Raw genomic sequence first — 16,496 nt, 5'->3', positions numbered from 1 at the left:
CTGCAGCGTCTCCATGTCGAGAACGGTCACACCCGGCAGGCCGGCGACGGCGGGATCGATGTCGCGCGGCAGCCCGAGGTCGCAGATGACGAGGTGCTTGGTGTTGTCGCGATCGGGCTCGGCGAGTGCGCGGTGCACATCCGCCAGGGTGACCACTGCCCCGACCGCGCCGGTACAGGTGACCATGACATCTGCCTGCGCCATCGCGGCCGAAAGCTGATCGAAGGCAACACCGTCGGCGTCGACGCCGTTGGAGCGTGCCGTCTCTGCCAGGTGCTCGGCGCGTTCCTGTGTCCGGTTGACGACGACGATGCGTGCGATTCCGGCGCGGGTGAGATGCGCAACCGACAGACCGCCCATCGAGCCTGCACCGACAACCACGGCAGTGCGGCCGACCAGGCCGCCCTCACCGATGATGCCCGCTGCACGATCGAGAGCCACCGACACGACTGATGCTCCGGCGGAGTCGATTCCGGTTTCGGAATGCACTCGCTTGCCGACGCGCAGTGCCTGCTGAGCCAGTTCGTGGACGACGCGTCCGGCGGCCTGCTGCGCATCCGAAGATGCGTAGGCCGAACGGATCTGGCCGAGGATCTGCTGTTCGCCGATCACCATGGAATCGAGGCCGCTGGCCACCGCGAAGAGGTGCTCGACGGCTGCTTCGCTGTAGCGGACGTACGCGTGAGCGTGCAGCGCTGTCAGGTCGAGACCCGAATGGTCGGCCAGGATTTCACCGACCTCGGTGAGTGCACCGTGGAACGCGTCCACCACCGCGTAGACCTCCACCCGGTTACAGGTGGAGACGATCATCGCTTCGGAGATGTGCGAAGACGCCAGAAGCTTGTCGATCAGCTTCGGACGATCGGTGTCGGTGACAGCTACTCGCTCGAGCACCGGGACGGGCGCGGTTCGATGCGAGACCCCGACAAGCAGAACACTCACGGCGCGATCACTGATCCGTTTCTTGTCGAACCTGCTCCGACCGGAGCGGGTGAACTGGTGGATGGGACTGACGAAGCGGATGCGGCGTGAGCCACTCGTACTCGCGGCGCGCTGGATGCCTGATCGGCATTGCGCGCACTGTTGAAGGAGAGAACCTGCATCTCGACGGCTAGATCTACACGTCGCAGTTCCACGTGATCGGGAACGTCGAGGGCGATCGGCGAAAAACTCATGATGCAGCGCAGCCCGGCGCTGACGAACTGGTCGCACACGCCCTGAGCTGCCTCGTCCGGTGTGGAGATGACGCCGATGGTCGCATTCAGTTCACGGCAGGCGACGGTCAGTTCCTCGGTGCTGCGCACGACGAGATCCCCGACTCTGCTTCCGATTCGATCTGCATCACTGTCGAAGAGTCCGACCATCTCGAAACCGCGGCGGCTGAATCCGCCGTAGCCGACCAGCGCCTTGCCGAGGTTTCCGACTCCGACGAGAACGACCTTGTGCCCACGATCGAGTCCGAGTGCACGCTCGATGCGGATGCGGAGCCTGTTGACGTCGTACCCGACGCCACGGACACCGTTGGGTCCGAGGAACGACAGATCCTTACGCAACTTCGCTGATCCGACACCTGACGCCTGCGCGAGTTCCTCGCTCGAGACGATGGAGGTACCCCGGTCGGACATCACTCCGAGGACCCGCAGGTATGCGGCCAAGCGCGTCACCGTAGCCTGGGGGATGACGCGATCCTGAGCGATCGGGTCGGTAACCGAGGCGCTGGAAGCGTCGGTGACGGAAGAGCCCGCAGCGCCGGTGACGCGCTGAGCCACAGGCTCATGCGTCTGGTGCGGTTCGGTCACGTCGCTGGCTCCTCGTCCGGTCGACACGACTGTCGACCTCCACGATGCTCCGGGGGAATGTTCACACCACGGTAACCGCTTGTGAACCCATGCACAAAGTTGCTCGAGACGGGTTCGATGTGCCGTTCACCTGCAAAGCGGCTCCGCGGACAACTTTGAGGGTTGCCTTACTTGCGTAAATCGTCACGAAGGCGCTCCTCGTCGACTTCCCAGTAACCGTGCTCGCGTCCGTCGAGAAGAATGACGGGCAATCTGTCTCCGTACTCCGCTCTCAGCTCTGGATCCGTCGCGGCAGCTTCGTCCACGTCGATGCACGTCAATTCCAGCTCGAACTCGGAACAGACCCGTCGCAGGACCTCCGCCGCGCCGACGCAGGACGCGCATCCTGCGCGTGTCAACAGGGTCACTTCATGCGTAGCTGCAGTCATCGACGCATACCTTTCTTCTACGGGGACGCCATCTACTTGATCGGTCGAGTGTGCCTCCGGAGCCCCACTCGGTGCCAAATCGGCGGAGAGGAACGTCACACACCACAGGGAAGGTCACCATCCAACCCATCGGGCCTCATCGCGGAGGATAGGCTGACTCGAAGAGTTCTCTGCTCGAGAATGCAACACGGGAGGTGCGGGTGCCTGCGCGATCACTACCGAACGGCTCCGGATTCGGATCAGGGCTTGCCGGGGTCATTCTCCCCGGACGTCGCCATGTGAAGAATCCGCTGGGCCCGAGTGAGTCGGAAGTTCGAGCCAATCTCGCCGGCGAGGCGAGCGCTGACGCAGCTCTGGCATTGCACGAAGCTGCCAACCCCACAGAACCGGAAACCGGCGAAGAGCCCCCGGCCGTTCCGCGCGACCTCACGGCCGCCGCATTCTTCGACGTCGACAACACCATGGTGCAGGGTGCGTCGATCATCCACTTCGCCCGTGGTCTCGCTGCACGAAAGTATCTCAAGACCTCGGATCTGGTGGATTTCGCGTGGAAGCAGATCAAGTTCCGAGTCACCGGCCGAGAAAGTAGCGACGACGTCGCCGAAGGCCGCGAGAAAGCACTGTCCTTCGTGGCCGGTCGATCCACCGCCGAACTCGCCCGCCTCGGCGAGGAGATCTACGACGAGGTCATCGCCGACAAGATCTGGCCAGGCACGAGGGCGTTGGCCCAGATGCACCTCGACGCCGGACAACAGGTGTGGTTGGTGACGGCAACTCCGGTCGAACTGGCTCAGGTCATCGCCGAGAAACTGGGATTGACCGGCGCCTTGGGCACTGTCGCCGAGAGTGAGGACGGCGTCTTCACCGGCCGACTCGTCGGCGACATCCTGCACGGCATGGGCAAGGCGCACGCCGTACGGACGTTGGCGGTGCGTGAAGGACTCAATCTCAAGCGCTGTTCCGCCTACTCCGACAGCCACAACGACGTTCCGATGCTCTCGTTGGTGGGGACACCGGTGGCGATCAATCCCGACGCAGATCTTCGTGAACTCGCGAAGAACCGCGGGTGGGAAGTTCGCGATTTCCGCACCGGACGAAAGGCCGCCAAGATCGGCGTACCGACGGCGCTGGTGCTCGGAGCGGTCGGCGGGGCGCTCGCGGCAATTCTCGCCAGGCGCAAAGAACAGAACGTCTGAGCGGGTTCGGTCCGGATCGAGCAGCGATCCGGACCGAACTCAGCCGAGAAAGACGTTGCGACGCTTGGCCAACAGTCGATACAGCGTCTGCTGAATGGTTTCCCGGACGTGGTCCGTGACCTCGAACAGGACCATCGGATCGTCGGCGGCACCGCTCTCGAAGGTGTCGGTGACGATGGGCTTTCCGAACTCGATGTACCACTTCGACGGCAACGGAACCAGGCCGAGCGGCCCGAAGTGTGGAAACAGCGGTGTCACCGGGAAATACGGAAGACCGAGAACGCGTGCGAGTGTGGTGAGATCACCGATTTTGGGATAGATCTCCTCCGAACCCACGATCGAGCACGGAATGATCGGAACACCGGTTCGCATTGCGGCCGACACGAAGCCACCGCGCCCGAACCGCTGCAACTTGTACCGCTCACTGAACGGTTTCCCGATGCCCTTGAATCCTTCCGGGAACACGGCCGCGACTTCACCGTCGTTGAGCAGACGCTCGGCGTCGGGGTTGCAGGCCAACGTATGACCGGCTTTGCGCGCCAGTCCACCCACCACTGGCATCTCGAATGCCATGTCCGCAGCCAACATTCGCAGTGGACGATGCGCTGGATGGTGATCGTGCACGGCAACCGACGTCATCAGTCCGTCGATCGGGATCACACCGGCGTGGTTGGCGACCACAAGCGCTCCCCCGGTGAGGGGAATGTTCTCGATCCCACTGACCTCGACGCGAAACCACTTCTCGAACAACGGGCGCAACATCGGCATGACGACGTTGTCCGCGAAATGCGGGTCGAATCCGAACTCGTCGACCTCGTAGTCGCCCGACACCCGACGTCGGAAGAATTCTGCTGCCGAGGCGATCTGGTCGACGATCGCCGACCTGGCCGAATCGACGAACGTGCTCTCACCGCCGTGGTCGGCCACCGAGGACACTCCGGACGGATGCCGACGTTCACTTTGTTCACGGATGTCACGCTCCGCACCGGTGACGGACTCACGCGAACGGGAAGTTGCCGACTTTCCGGTGTGAGTTGCGCTGGGCCGCAGGGGAATTACCTTCGCCACGTCAGTCACCCCTTCACCGCACTTCGTCCCGACAGCGGCATGTGCATCACGTCTGCACTTGTTGCCGCCGCGGCGGTGTCACCGCCGAGGATGGTGGTCAACGCATTCTCCGCCCGATCGATCCACTCGGACTTGATGATCCGGCGCGTCTGCATCGCACGCATGAAATCGTCGAGTGCTTGCATGGTGGTCCATCGCGGCTCGAACCCCAGCTCGCTGCGCATGCGAGTGGTGTCGAGTCCGCAGCCGAACCGGAAGTACTCGAGTTGCTCGTCGGTGTACAGCCTCATGGACGACCCCACCAACGCGCTCCCGACGCTGCGGAACAGAGCGAGCGGCATGGGAACTTCCACCCTGCCTGCCCGGCGGATCGCCTGCGACATCATGACCACTCCGTCGCCGGCGATGTTGTACGTACCCGAAGCGTGTCCGATGGTCGCCTTCTCCAGCGCCGCGAGGGCATCCTCGACGTGGAGCAATTGCAGGCGCGCGTTGCGCCCGACGATGGTGGGCACGAGTGGGGCGGTGACGTAGTGCCCGACGGTTGCAGTCAGCTGAGGTCCGATCAACGGCGCCAACCGCAGAATCCCGACCGAGATGTCCGGGCGCCGACGCCCCATTCCGCGGAGGTATCCCTCGATCTCGAGGCTGTCGCGGGCATATCCGCCCGGCGGCCGGCGGCGCGCACTCATTTCTTCGGTGAACTGAGCGGGATCCTTGGCACTGCACCCGTAGACGACCGAAGCCGAGCGCAGGATCACCTTGCGAACCGTCGGCGCTTTCTGGCAGACCGCGAACAGTTGCATGGCGCCGATGACGTTCATGTCCTTCATCGCGGCGCGGCTGCCGGCTTTGGGGGCTTTCTGAAGCGTCGACGCGTGCACGACGGTGTCGACCTCGGCGTTTCGGATCACTTTGCCGATCAGCGGATTGCGGATGTCTGCTCGCACGAATTCCGCGCGGCCCATTCTGCGCATCATGTCCTTGCTCGGACTGACGGCGTCGACGGCGATGACACGCTCGATCGACGGATTCTGCGCAAGCCTGGTCACCAGGTAGCCGCCGAGAAATCTGCTCGCCCCGGTCACCAGTACGACGCGAGGCGTCGTGCCCCCTGAAGTGTTGTCACCTTCAACCACCAAGTACCCCCATATCCAGTAGAAACGCGCTCTGCCGAAGCGTCCCTCCCGCGATTTTCCCCCACTTTACGGGCAGAGGGGGTCCCGCGCTGACTACCCAAATTTCGGCCATTCAAGACAAACCGCCCAGCCAATGAGACGTGGCACACATCGCTTCCCCCCGAATATGCTGATGCCCGCCACCCCGGAAGGGGTGGCGGGCATCAACAGGTACTGCTTATTTACCGAGTTTCCTGCGCTGTACTCGGGTACGACGAAGCAGCTTGCGGTGCTTCTTCTTCGACATGCGCTTGCGACGCTTCTTGATCACTGAACCCATAGCGGGTGTCCCTCACGTTCTTCTCTAGCGTTCCTGCGCACGCCGGTCACGTACGCCTGCGCCAAGCAATTGGCGCCTGGCCCTCGTTTTAACTAGCTCAGCGCCTTACGACACCAGCTTGCTGGTACGACAGTGACTCATCGTACCGGTGTGGAGTCACTCGGCATAAACCGAGCCTCCGGCACAGCAACCGCTGTGCCCGCGACTCGGCTCACGCCGAGGTCATCCTCTTCGAACCGGCTGGTCAGCCGGCATCGAAGTACGAGGTTTCGAGGTAATCGTGTACTGCCTTCGCATGTACACGGAACGAACGGCCCACTCGTACAGCAGGCAATTCGCCACTGTGTACCAACCGGTACACAGTCATTTTCGATACCCTCATCAAAGTTGCTACCTCAGCAACAGTGAGGAATTGCGTGCCGGCCACTGCCGGCTTTCCGTCGTGGGACGAACCCATGGACGGCTTGTTTGCAGACACCATTAATCCACATACCTCCAGCACGACTCGCGCCGCCGGCTTCCCCTCCGGCGGAACAGACACGTACGTACTAAGTCGAGCTTAGCTGTACTGGTGGGGTTAAAGCGACGGGTGTGGCTAAACGGACGACTAATCCGCAGCTGCACCCATCGCGGCCGAGCGCGACTTGGCGGCATCCAAGGCATCGAAGAACGCCGTCCGCAGGCCGCCCGCTTCGAGCTGACGCAGTGCCGCAGCCGTCGTTCCGCCCGGTGACGTCACCGCGGCGCGAAGATCCGTCGCGCTGTCGCCGGTGCGATCGAGCATCGCTGCGGAACCGACCATCGTCTGCACCACCAATTCGGTAGCGACCGGGCGCGTCAGGCCGAGACCGACTCCCGCGTCGATCATCGCTTCGGCGACCAGAAAGAAGTAGGCCGGGCCGGAACCGGAGACAGCCGTGACCGCGTCGATCTGCGATTCGGGAACCGTGACCACCTTGCCGACGCTGCCGAGGATGCCGCGTACGAGCTCGAGATGCTCGGCCTTGACGTGCCGTCCGGGCGAGAGCACGCTCACGCCCTCCCCGACCAACATGGGGGTGTTCGGCATGACGCGGATGACCGGGAACCCTGCGGGCAGACGCGTTTCGAAGAATCCCGTGGGGATTCCCGCCGCAAGGGAAACGATCAATTGTTCGAGGTCGCCGTCCAGATCGACCTTCGTCAACGCCGTGAGCGCTGACTCGACGTCGTTCGGCTTCACCGCGATGACGATGACGTCCGCACCCTCGGCGGCATCGGCGACCGTGCTGACGCGGATGGAGTATTCGGCGATCAATTCGTCTGCGCGAGGCTGATATTGCTCGGCGACGACCAGATCCTTGATGGCGTGGCCGGCCTGCAACAGCCCGGAGATCAGCGCCTCGCCGATCTTGCCGCCACCGATAATCGCAATTCTTGTCATGGCGAACAGCCTGCCACGACCGCAGCGATCGACCCTAGCGGGGCATCATCGCCAATTGACGACTCTGGACGACGACTGCGCCCGTCGAATCGAGAACAGCATGATCCTCTTCGAACCACGTGCTGCCCAGAACATCCGAGCTCGCCCGCACGCGAAGCCATCCCGGCGTCGGCAGTCGGCGCAGGTACGTCGTCAACTGCACGGTCGGCGCCCACCCGAACAGGCCGCGGTTCATCGTCACCGGCGCGCTGATGTCACCCGCCATGATCGCGAACAGCACAGCGGTGTCGAGGTCGTTTTCGTCCTCGGGTCGAGGACGGACCCACATCCTGACCTCGGCCTCGCCTTGGCTGCCAGTCAGGAAGTGCGCCGAGGTGGTGTCGATTCGCATGTCGCAACCCTGACCGACATGCACGACCTGCGCCATCGGGTGATCGCCGATGACTGCCACCGCACTCTCCGGCGGTTCCGGTGACATGTCGTCGATCGACGAGGCCGTGACGAAGGTGGGGTCGCCGTCATCGGGGAATCCGAGCGTGACCGCCGCGCGAACAGCGCTGCGGCCCGCCTGGCTCAACTCGACGTCTAACAACGCGACCTGGCGTCCCTGCTTTCGGACGATCACCTCCAGTTCGACTTCACCCGGATCTGGGGCCGACAGATAGTTGGCGCTCACTGCGAGTGGCTGCATCTTCAGAAGCGAGTCGTTCTCACCTGCGCCGTCTCGCAGACATTGACGCGCGGCCGCGGCGCACACAGCCATCATGGAGCCGCCGTGCACTTTCGGCCCGATGGTCCAGATCGAATCGATCGTTGCGGTGTATCGCCCGTCGCCGAGCGAGGTGAGGCGATTGAGATCTTGAAAGGGACTGGTGCTCATCGATTTTCCTGTTCGGTGCTTTCTCGGTGTTGCGGGAAATGTCGTGCGGCCAAATCTTGGTGCGCCAGGCGTCGCAAAGCTGTCAGGACGGGTTCGTACATGGCGGTTCCGAGGACCGCATAGCGAATGCCGTCCTCGGTCGAACTGGTAGGCATCAGCTCGATTTCCACTTCGGCAATCCCTCGGATGTGGTCGCCGTAGGCGCGCAGGCGCGCGTCCGAGAGACTCAGTCCGGCATCCTCGAGGCCGATCAGTGCCCGCTCGAGGTGCGAGACCGCCACGTACCTCGGCTCGAAGACCTGACCGAGAAACTCCAGAACCTTGCGAGCTCTGGGGAACTCTGGATCCGGTTCAGGTTCGACGTACGGGGGTAGTTGCGCGATTGCGCGGCCGAAAGTCTCGAATTCGGATCGCTCGTCACTGTCCACCAGTTCGAGCACCGCGCGAATCCGTGGAATCGCGAGTCCCGCCCCGGCCAGGGCCCTGATCAACGCGAGTCGCCGGACGTGCTGTTCGCCGTACCTCGCTCCCGTTGCGCTGGTCGGCTCACCAGGCATCAGCAGACCTTCACGGAGGTAGTACTTGATAGTGGCCAGTGCAACGCCGGACTGTGCGGCCAGTTCGGAAACCTTCACCGCTCCTCCGTCCAACTCGCTCGACCCATTACTGGATAGTGATGCTATCCAATGGTGGCCGAGCATCGGTAAGGAGGACACGCCTTGCGCTAGGGTTGAACCTTCTTTAGTCACACCACCAGAAATTTCCGAACGGAGCGAACAGGCGGAATGACGGATTTGCAGTCGGAGGCTCAGCCCGACGAACAGTGGCGCATCGTGGAACCACTGACGCTGACTCCCCTGCTCACCGCCGCACTCGAGGTGTTCCACGAACTCGGTTACCACGGAGCGTCGGTTCGTGACATCGCAAAACGTGCCGGTGTCACCGTGCCGACGCTGTATTACCACCACGGCAACAAACAGGGCATCCTCGTCGCGCTGATGGAACCGGGCATCGAGAACGTCACCGCACGCGCGAGCGCTGCGGTCGACGCTGCCGGACCGTCGCCGACGGCACAGTTCGGCAATCTCGTCGAGGCGTGTGTTCTGCACATGACCAGTCGCTCCGACATAGCCTTCCTCGATTCCGAACTGCGATACCTCGAGGACGCGGAACGAAAGAGCTACGCCGCCAAGCGAAAGAAGCTCGAGAACCTACTCGTCGACGTACTGACGGCAGGCGTCGAGAGCGGTGAGTTCACGGTCCCGGACATCACCGGAACGGGCCGTGCACTACTGGGAATGTGTCAGTCCGTCGTCCTCTGGTATCGACTCGACGGACCGCAGACTCCGCGCGAAGTCAGTGTTCTCTACCGCGAGATAGCCCTGAAAGCCGTCGGCGTCACTTCTTGAGCACTGAACTTCCCGGCATGTCCGATTAGCCCTTAACTGACGAACGTCACACCTGTCGGCTGACACCGAAACCGGGACGCGCCCACGGTCGCGGGTCCACACTTAGAAGCAGAGATGCGCGGGGTGGATCCGCAGACCGAGGGAGTTCTTGACGTATGGCCAACAGCAATCCATTTGTTCCTCCTAGCGCGGTCGACGTCGACCTTTCCGCGGTCGCCTGGGGGGCGAACCGCACGATGTCCGACTTCGAGACTGGAATGTGGCGGATGGAAGAGGCGCAGCCGCAACTGCGCTCACCGATCGTTGCGGTAGAGGTACTCGATCGTGCCCCGGACTGGGATCGACTTCTCGACGCAGTCGAGTGGGCATCGCACGTGGTTCCGCGTATTCGTATGCGAGCAGTGGAACCGGCAATGCAGCTGGGCAATCCGGTGTGGTCCGTCGATCCCGAGTTCGACATCGGCTACCACCTACGACGCGTCCGCTTACCTGCACCGGCGGACTTCGATCACGCACTGCGCATGTGTCGTCACCTTGCGACGGAACCTTTCGACAAGGCTCGACCGCCGTGGAGCGCGCTGCTCATCGAAGGTCTCGACGACGGTCGCGCCGTGTTCGTGGTCAAGACTCACCACTCCATCACCGACGGCATGGGCGGCATCCAGATGATGACGCTCCTGCACAGCAGACGCCCGGACCCCACTCCGAACAAGCCCGACCGCACACCGCCTGCTCCTGAGCATCTGTCGTCGGTGGGCGCCTTCGGCGAGGAGGTCGTTAGCGAGATCCGGCGTGCGCCCTCGCGTATCGCCAAGCTGGTCCGTGGTGCCACCAATGTTGCGACCACGGCGATCTCGAGTCCGATCACGACTGCTTCCGAGGTCCTCGGTTACGCCAATTCACTCCGCAAGATCGTCACTCCCCCAGCTCGTTCCGGTTCCCCTCTGCTCCACGATCGTGGTCTCGGACGATGGTTCGGAACTCTCGAGGTGGGTGTCCCCGAGCTCAAGGCCGGGGCGAAAGCTGCCGGTGGCTCACTCAACGACGCGTACGTCGCTGCCTTGCTCGGCGGCTTCCGTCGCTACCACGAAGCCTTCGGACAGTCCGTCGACAGCATTCCGATGGGTATGCCGATCAGCATGCGTACGGGCGCAGACGCCAACGGCGGCAACAGGTTTGCAGCCGTTCGCTTCAACGGCCCGGTCTCCGAAACCGATCCGGCCAAACGCATCAGGCAGGTGCGAGAGATCGTACTGGGTCTGCGGGAGGAGCCCGCGTTGGACGCTCTCGACGTCGCCGCCCCGATCCTCGCCCGCCTGCCGAATTATCTACTCGCGAACTGGTATCTGTCACAGTCGACGGGTCTGGACCTGCAGGCCAGCAACGTCGCCGGCGTACCGGTACCGGTCTATCTCGCCGGAGCGAAGATCGAGCGGATGTTCCCGTTCGGCCCGGCGCCCGGTTGCGCGGCAATGGCGACACTGGTCTCCCACGTCGGGGTGTGCTGTATCGGAATCAATCTCGACACCGCCGCGATCACGAAGCCCGCGCTGCTGATGCAGTGCTTGCAGGAGAGCCTGGACGAGATCGTCGCTCTCGGAGTCACAACGGAAGGTGCGTGAGTCATGAGCGAGAACACGACCAACCCGCGCGTGTACCTCACCGAAACCATGACAGAGGCCGAAGCCGGCGTGCTGCGAAAGTGGCTTGCCGACAAGGCAAGCTCATCCGAAACTCGGCCGGTCACCGTCAACATCACCGACAAGACCCTGGCAGAACTGGCGGCACGGACCGACGACCCGATGCTCGCACCGCTTCGCGTGGTGTGGATTCCGGACACCCATACCAAGCACAACGTCGCGGTGCGACTACGTGATGCGCTGGCACCACGCGATCCTCTCCACCCCGGACGCGGTGCACAACGCAGAACCCTGCGCACCGACCCCTCTCGGTGCCAGGTCATCGAAGGTGAACCCGCACCACTGAGCGATCTCGAGCGTCGCCTCGAAAAGAGCGGTGGCGGTTCGCTACCGGAGTTCATCCGACGGCAGGCCGCTCTGGCACTCGAACGCGCCGAATTGGGCCTACTGGGTGGCCAGTACAAGGTGTCACGGTTCGTCGTCGACGAGATCACCGACACCCGCCGATTCGCCACCGAGGTCATGGCTTTGGCCGACCGGTTGAACATCGCCGTCGCCGAAGTCGATCGCCGCGCACGTGAAGCTCTCGAAGAAATGGTTGCCACCCAGAGTCGCCAAGCCATCGCGGTGTGGGATCGCCTGGGCCGCTACTTCGCTCGCGCCTACAAGCTGGACGTGGACACGAGCCGCTTCGAGGAACTCCGTGAGCTGAACAAGGAACACTCACTGGTCTTCCTCCCCAGTCACCGTTCGTACCTCGATCCCCTCGTCCTGCGTCCGGCGTTGATCGCGAACGGCTTGCCGCTCAATCACGTCATGGGCGGCCTCAACATCAGTTTCTGGCCCATGGGCTCGATCCTCAAGCGCAGCGGCACCGTCTTCATTCGTCGAAGCATCGGCAACGACGAGGTCTACAAATGGTCGATGCACGAGTACATGCGCTATCTGCTGACCAAGCGCTTCAATCTGGAGTGGTACATCGAAGGTGGACGCGGACGTACCGGGAAACTACGCCCGCCGCGCTTCGGTCTCCTGACCTACCTGACCAAGGCATTTCAGGTCAGCGGAGCGTCCGACGTGTACCTCGTCCCGGTTGCGCTGAGCTACGACCAACTCTACGAGGTCGGGGCCATGGCTGCCGAGGCGCTCGGCGCCGAGAAGACACCGGAAGGCCTGCGCTGGATGGTGGGTTACGTACGCGCCCAGGGAAAACGCAACGGTGTCGCGCACGTGACCATCGGCCGGCCGCTCTCACTCGCGGACGCACTCAGCCAGGAAACCGATCAGCGCCTCGCCATTCAGAAGGCCGGCATCGAGGTGTGTCACCGCATCAACGAGGTCACCCCGGTGACCGTGTCTTCACTGGCGATGTTGGCGTTCCTCGGAATCGAAGACCGGGCGTTGACAGTTCGTGAACTCACCGCGATTCTCACGCCGCTGTTCGGCTACATCACCGCGCGAAATCTTCCGATCGCCGGCGACGTCGAACTGTCCGATCCGCGTGTCATCGAGAAGGCATTGCAGACACACGTCGATTCCGGGGTGCTCGAGCGCTTCGATCGGGGCGGCGAGCAGGTCTTCTACCTCGGCAAGGACCAGCATCTTGTCGCTGCCTTCTACCGCAACAACACGATTCACTTTCTTGTCGTGCGTGCCATCACCGAACTCGTACTTCAGGCAGCCGTCGAAGAGCGGTTCGAGGACCCCATCGGGGACGGGTGGGCAGAGGCCAAGCGCATCCGAGATTTGTTGAAATTCGAGTTCTTCTTCAGTGACCGGGACACGTTCGAGCAGGAGATGCGGACCGAGCTGACGCTGATCGACCCCGAGTGGGAAACCGTCATGGCCGACGACAAACGAACCGAGCACATGATCGAGACGGTTCGCCCGTACCTCGCGCACCGCGTGCTCCAACCGTTCCTCGAGGCGTACCAGGTTGTCGCCGATCAGCTTGTGCTCGCGCCGATTTCGACATCGTTCGACGAAAAGTCGTTCATCAGCAACTGCATCGACGTCGCACATCAGCGTCGACTGCGGCAGCAGATCGCCAGCAACGAATCCGTCTCCGGTGAGTTGTTCGCCACCGCACTGAATTTGGCGCGCAACCGTAACTTGATCGAAGTCGACGACGACGGAGTCCGGGCCCGGCGCCTGGCATTCGCTGCCGAGATCAAGGTTCAGGTCGAGCGCCTGCGTCACCTTCGCGCACTCGCGCATGCACGACTCGATCAGGTGGCGATGCCGGTACCGGACGCCGCTGCGGTAGTGACCATTCCAGAAGCAAACCGAGCGCCCGCCGCGAACGAGGAAGTAGGACTGTGACCGGACTCGAGCGTCTGCACTCCGCCATCGAAGCCGCCCCGCCCGGGCCCGGAACGATCGCCGCCTTCGACCTCGACGGCACCTTGATCAGCGGGTACTCGGCCAGCGTTGTGTACCGAGACCGCCTGCGACGCTTGGATATCAGCGTCGGCGAACTCTTGCGCACCACCGGTGCCGCGATCGACACCCAATTCCGCGGCGCTGACGTCGGAGCACTGATGGACATCGGCGTTCGAGCCTTGGGCGGCCGTACCGTCGAGGAACTGAACGACTGGGGCCGACGGCTGTTCAAGCAGGAGATCGCCGCGATGATCTACCCGGAAGCCCGCGGGCTACTGGCGGCACACCGGCGAGCCGGCCACACGATCGTGATGGCTACGTCGGCGACTCCGTTCCAGGCCAAGTACGTCGCCGAAGATCTCGACATCGAAGACGTGCTGTGCACCGAGCCCGAAGTCGTGGACGGCATGCTCACCGGCGAACTGTCTTCGCCCGCACTGTGGGGGCCGGCCAAGGCCAATGCCCTTGCAGGCTATGCCGAGAAGATGGGCGCCGATCTGAAGAACGCGTTTGCGTACTCCAACGGTGTCGAAGACGTCTTCATGCTCGAGGCCGTCGGGCGACCTGTCGCGTTGAATCCCGATCGTGGTCTGGCCAAGATCGCGTTGCGCAATCACTGGCCTTCGGTCAGCCTGCGTAAACCGCAACGAGGCGCAACACCGATCTCCACGATCCGAACGGCGACGGCCATGGGCGCGCTTGCTGCCACCGCCGCCCTCGGTGCGTCGGCAGGCATTGTCACCGGGAACCGTCAACTGGGTGCGAACCTGGTCGGCACGTACGGCCCCGACATCTCGCTCTCACTGCTGGGCATCGACGTCGAGATCGACGGCGAGCACAACGTGTGGGATCACCGCCCGGCGGTGTTCATGTTCAACCATCAGAGTTCCCTGGACATGTTGGTCCTGGGCACCGTGATCAAGCGTGACGTGACCGGCGTCGCGAAGAAGGAAGCGGCAAGCGATCCGCGGTTCATGCCCGTCGGTGCACTGCTCGACGTCGCCTACATCGACCGCACCGACACCACGAAGGCGAAGGCTGCACTGCAACCGGCAGTCGACAAGCTGAAGAATGGTGTCTCGATAGTCATAGCTCCGGAGGGCACCCGTTCTCCGACGCCACGTCTGGGCCCTTTCAAGAAGGGTGGATTCCACTTGGCGATCCAAGCCGGTGTGCCGATCGTGCCCGTGGTGATTCACAACGCGGGTGAACGGATGTGGCGGAATTCGCTTGTCGCCCATCCAGGCCCGGTCTACGTCTCGGTGCTCGATCCCATCTCGACCGAAGGCTGGGAGACCAAAGACCTCGACGCACACGTCGAGAAGGTACGCGCGCAGTTCGAAGCTGCGCTACTTGCCGGCCACCGCTGAGCGTGCCAGGTGCTCGCGTGCAAACGCGAGCGCCTGCGCCAGCATCGACGACCGCTCCCGCCGGGTGCGCGCGTTCTGCGTGTTGATCTCGATGACAGCCTGGCCGCTGAATTCGCTCGCAGCCAATTGCTGACACAACTCCGCGCACGGCTGTGAGCCATGCCCCGGAATCAGGTGCTCGTCCATCGACGCCCCGCGACCGTCGGCCAGGTGCAGGTGCTCGAGCCCCTTGCCCATACGGGAGGCCAACTCCAGGGCATCCATGCCCGCCGTCGCGGTGTGCGACAGGTCGAGTGTGTAGTGAGCATGATCGGAATCGGTCGGGTCGTACGACGGACTGAACGCGGACAACGCTGCCCCTGGACCGCCACGTTTACGCAGACGCTCCGCGGACTTGTCCTTGCCGCCGAAGAAGCTGTCGGCGCGCATGGGGAACATGTTCTCCACCGCCACCACGACGCTGCTCTTCGATTCGAGATCGACAACCTGTTCCGCGAAGCCTTCGGCGTACTTGCGCTGCCACCGGAACGGCGGGTGGACGACCACCGTCGTCGCTCCCAAGGTTTCGGCCGTGCGCACCGAACGCTCGAGCTTCTCGACCGGATCGGAACCCCACACGCGCTGCGAAATCAGCAGACACGGCGCATGCACGGCCTGCACCGGAATCGCATACTTGCGAACGAGGGCAGCGACAGCACCGATGTCCTGACTCACGGATTCGGCCCACACCATCAGTTCGACGCCGTCGTATCCGAGATCAGCGGCGTAGCGAAATGCCGCTTCCGTATTCTCCGGATACACCGAAGCCGTCGACAGGCCGACGGCTATCGGCCGACGAATCATGCGCTGCGATCCCCCGATCATCGTCCGATCAACCCGAGGTCAACAAGAACGCCAGTGGACCGAGCGTCACGATCATGCCGACGACCACCGCGATCACGAAACTCGTGATGTCGTCCGTCTTCCGCAGAACCCGCACGACAGCAACCAGGCCGACGATCACGATCAGCGCGAGCACCAACGCCACCCACGGCAGCATGTCCCACAGCTTCTCGAAGCCCTTGAACATCGCGCCGCCGACGATCAGTGCAACAACCACCTGACCGGCAAGCACTGCCCATTCACGGATCGAGTTACGCTCGCCTGCCTCTTCCGCTGCCGGTTCGGCTTCGACATCGGACTCCGCGGCGGCACTGGTCTTTTTTGCACCGTCATCGACAGCCGGCGCCTTGACCAGATCGACCACGGCGGTGGGTTCGGCCTCGCCGGCATCCGCGTCTGCAATCTTGTCGATCAGTTCGGTGCTCTCTTCCGGCGCGGCCGGAGCGGGAGCGGTCTGTGCAGGTGCCTTGGCGACGGGAGTGGGGACACGCGGCGGCAGGATCGGCGGACGCAACGACGGCGACTGCGTTGCGGCGCGCTCCTGACGCATCAGGTCGCCCG

16 protein-coding genes and 1 pseudogene are annotated in these 16,496 nt (G+C 63.3%); 5 read left to right on the top strand and 12 right to left on the bottom strand.

Annotated elements, in window-relative coordinates; all coding sequences use genetic code 11:
* From YH3_RS09995 to YH3_RS09985, 3 genes are all read right to left on the bottom strand, one after another.
* The coding region (locus YH3_RS09995) for a glutamyl-tRNA reductase (protein WP_238592551.1) at window positions 1-942 on the bottom strand (942 nt) is incomplete at its 3' end.
* The gene (locus YH3_RS09990) at window positions 939-1,826 is read right to left on the bottom strand and encodes a redox-sensing transcriptional repressor Rex (protein ID WP_007735314.1); all 888 of its coding nucleotides are present in this window, start codon (window positions 1,824-1,826) and stop codon (window positions 939-941) included. The genes YH3_RS09995 and YH3_RS09990, both read right to left, overlap by 4 nt.
* A gap of 140 nt (window positions 1,827-1,966) precedes the next feature.
* A complete protein-coding gene (locus YH3_RS09985; RefSeq protein WP_003941953.1) occupies window positions 1,967-2,227 on the bottom strand; it encodes a glutaredoxin family protein in 261 nt (86 codons plus the stop codon).
* A gap of 200 nt (window positions 2,228-2,427) precedes the next feature.
* Here YH3_RS09985 and YH3_RS09980 point away from each other — a divergent pair, with 200 nt between their 5' ends.
* Complete coding sequence (locus tag YH3_RS09980) at window positions 2,428-3,423, top strand: HAD family phosphatase (protein WP_003941873.1); 996 nt, start codon at window positions 2,428-2,430, stop codon at window positions 3,421-3,423.
* A gap of 39 nt (window positions 3,424-3,462) precedes the next feature.
* On the opposite strand, the gene YH3_RS09975 is transcribed toward YH3_RS09980, so the two are convergent.
* From YH3_RS09975 to YH3_RS09950, 7 genes are all read right to left on the bottom strand, one after another.
* Entirely contained in the window at window positions 3,463-4,500 is a 1,038-nt protein-coding gene (locus tag YH3_RS09975) for a lysophospholipid acyltransferase family protein (protein ID WP_064443317.1), read from the bottom strand.
* A complete protein-coding gene (locus YH3_RS09970) occupies window positions 4,497-5,630 on the bottom strand; it encodes an NAD-dependent epimerase/dehydratase family protein (RefSeq protein WP_007735316.1) in 1,134 nt (377 codons plus the stop codon). The genes YH3_RS09975 and YH3_RS09970 overlap by 4 nt, the downstream gene beginning before the upstream one ends.
* 217 nt (window positions 5,631-5,847) lie before the next feature.
* The gene (locus YH3_RS34915) at window positions 5,848-5,949 is read right to left on the bottom strand and encodes a 30S ribosomal protein bS22 (protein ID WP_003402602.1); all 102 of its coding nucleotides are present in this window, start codon (window positions 5,947-5,949) and stop codon (window positions 5,848-5,850) included.
* 244 nt (window positions 5,950-6,193) lie between these two features.
* Entirely contained in the window at window positions 6,194-6,430 is a 237-nt protein-coding gene (locus tag YH3_RS09965) for a helix-turn-helix domain-containing protein (RefSeq protein WP_003941845.1), read from the bottom strand.
* A gap of 126 nt (window positions 6,431-6,556) precedes the next feature.
* A complete protein-coding gene (gene proC / locus YH3_RS09960; protein ID WP_003941923.1) occupies window positions 6,557-7,372 on the bottom strand; it encodes a pyrroline-5-carboxylate reductase in 816 nt (271 codons plus the stop codon).
* Between the two features lie 34 nt (window positions 7,373-7,406).
* The gene (locus YH3_RS09955; protein WP_007735317.1) at window positions 7,407-8,252 is read right to left on the bottom strand and encodes a thioesterase family protein; all 846 of its coding nucleotides are present in this window, start codon (window positions 8,250-8,252) and stop codon (window positions 7,407-7,409) included.
* Complete coding sequence (locus YH3_RS09950) at window positions 8,249-8,887, bottom strand: MerR family transcriptional regulator (protein ID WP_064443316.1); 639 nt, start codon at window positions 8,885-8,887, stop codon at window positions 8,249-8,251. Before YH3_RS09950 ends, YH3_RS09955 begins: the two co-directional genes overlap by 4 nt.
* A 150-nt stretch (window positions 8,888-9,037) precedes the next feature.
* Here YH3_RS09950 and YH3_RS09945 point away from each other — a divergent pair, with 150 nt between their 5' ends.
* From YH3_RS09945 to YH3_RS09930, 4 genes are all read left to right on the top strand, one after another.
* Window positions 9,038-9,661 (top strand): TetR/AcrR family transcriptional regulator, encoded by a 624-nt coding sequence (locus YH3_RS09945; RefSeq protein WP_003942051.1) that lies wholly within the window; start codon window positions 9,038-9,040, stop codon window positions 9,659-9,661.
* A gap of 155 nt (window positions 9,662-9,816) precedes the next feature.
* Window positions 9,817-11,283 carry a wax ester/triacylglycerol synthase domain-containing protein gene (locus YH3_RS09940; RefSeq protein ID WP_007735322.1) on the top strand — a complete coding sequence of 489 codons (1,467 nt, stop codon included), beginning with the start codon at window positions 9,817-9,819 and terminating at the stop codon, window positions 11,281-11,283.
* A gap of 3 nt (window positions 11,284-11,286) precedes the next feature.
* Window positions 11,287-13,623, top strand: a complete 2,337-nt coding sequence (locus YH3_RS09935; RefSeq protein WP_007735324.1) for a glycerol-3-phosphate 1-O-acyltransferase — start codon at window positions 11,287-11,289, stop codon at window positions 13,621-13,623.
* Complete coding sequence (locus tag YH3_RS09930; RefSeq protein ID WP_003941905.1) at window positions 13,620-15,053, top strand: HAD-IB family hydrolase; 1,434 nt, start codon at window positions 13,620-13,622, stop codon at window positions 15,051-15,053. Before YH3_RS09935 ends, YH3_RS09930 begins: the two co-directional genes overlap by 4 nt.
* On the opposite strand, the gene YH3_RS09925 is transcribed toward YH3_RS09930, so the two are convergent.
* Window positions 15,033-15,917 (bottom strand): sugar phosphate isomerase/epimerase, encoded by an 885-nt coding sequence (locus YH3_RS09925; protein WP_080961012.1) that lies wholly within the window; start codon window positions 15,915-15,917, stop codon window positions 15,033-15,035. The genes YH3_RS09930 and YH3_RS09925 overlap by 21 nt on opposite strands.
* 7 nt (window positions 15,918-15,924) lie before the next feature.
* Window positions 15,925-16,496, bottom strand: a pseudogene (locus tag YH3_RS09920) (hypothetical protein); the annotation flags it as partial.

It is taken from the genome of Rhodococcus sp. YH3-3, assembly GCF_001653035.1.
In the GTDB taxonomy this organism is placed as follows: domain Bacteria; phylum Actinomycetota; class Actinomycetes; order Mycobacteriales; family Mycobacteriaceae; genus Rhodococcus_F; species Rhodococcus_F qingshengii.
The sequence above is the reverse complement of the archived record's forward strand: the minus strand, read 5'-3'. Positions and strand labels throughout refer to the sequence as shown.

Coding starts and splice junctions, on each gene's coding strand:
- YH3_RS09935 (WP_007735324.1), top strand. CDS start 11,287: ATGAGCGAGAACACGACCAACCCGCGCGTGTACCTCACCGAAACCATG.
- YH3_RS34915 (WP_003402602.1), bottom strand. CDS start 5,949: ATGGGTTCAGTGATCAAGAAGCGTCGCAAGCGCATGTCGAAGAAGAAG.
- YH3_RS09965 (WP_003941845.1), bottom strand. CDS start 6,430: ATGGTGTCTGCAAACAAGCCGTCCATGGGTTCGTCCCACGACGGAAAG.
- proC (WP_003941923.1), bottom strand. CDS start 7,372: ATGACAAGAATTGCGATTATCGGTGGCGGCAAGATCGGCGAGGCGCTG.
- YH3_RS09940 (WP_007735322.1), top strand. CDS start 9,817: ATGGCCAACAGCAATCCATTTGTTCCTCCTAGCGCGGTCGACGTCGAC.
- YH3_RS09925 (WP_080961012.1), bottom strand. CDS start 15,917: ATGATCGGGGGATCGCAGCGCATGATTCGTCGGCCGATAGCCGTCGGC.
- YH3_RS09955 (WP_007735317.1), bottom strand. CDS start 8,252: ATGAGCACCAGTCCCTTTCAAGATCTCAATCGCCTCACCTCGCTCGGC.
- YH3_RS09945 (WP_003942051.1), top strand. CDS start 9,038: ATGACGGATTTGCAGTCGGAGGCTCAGCCCGACGAACAGTGGCGCATC.
- YH3_RS09985 (WP_003941953.1), bottom strand. CDS start 2,227: ATGACTGCAGCTACGCATGAAGTGACCCTGTTGACACGCGCAGGATGC.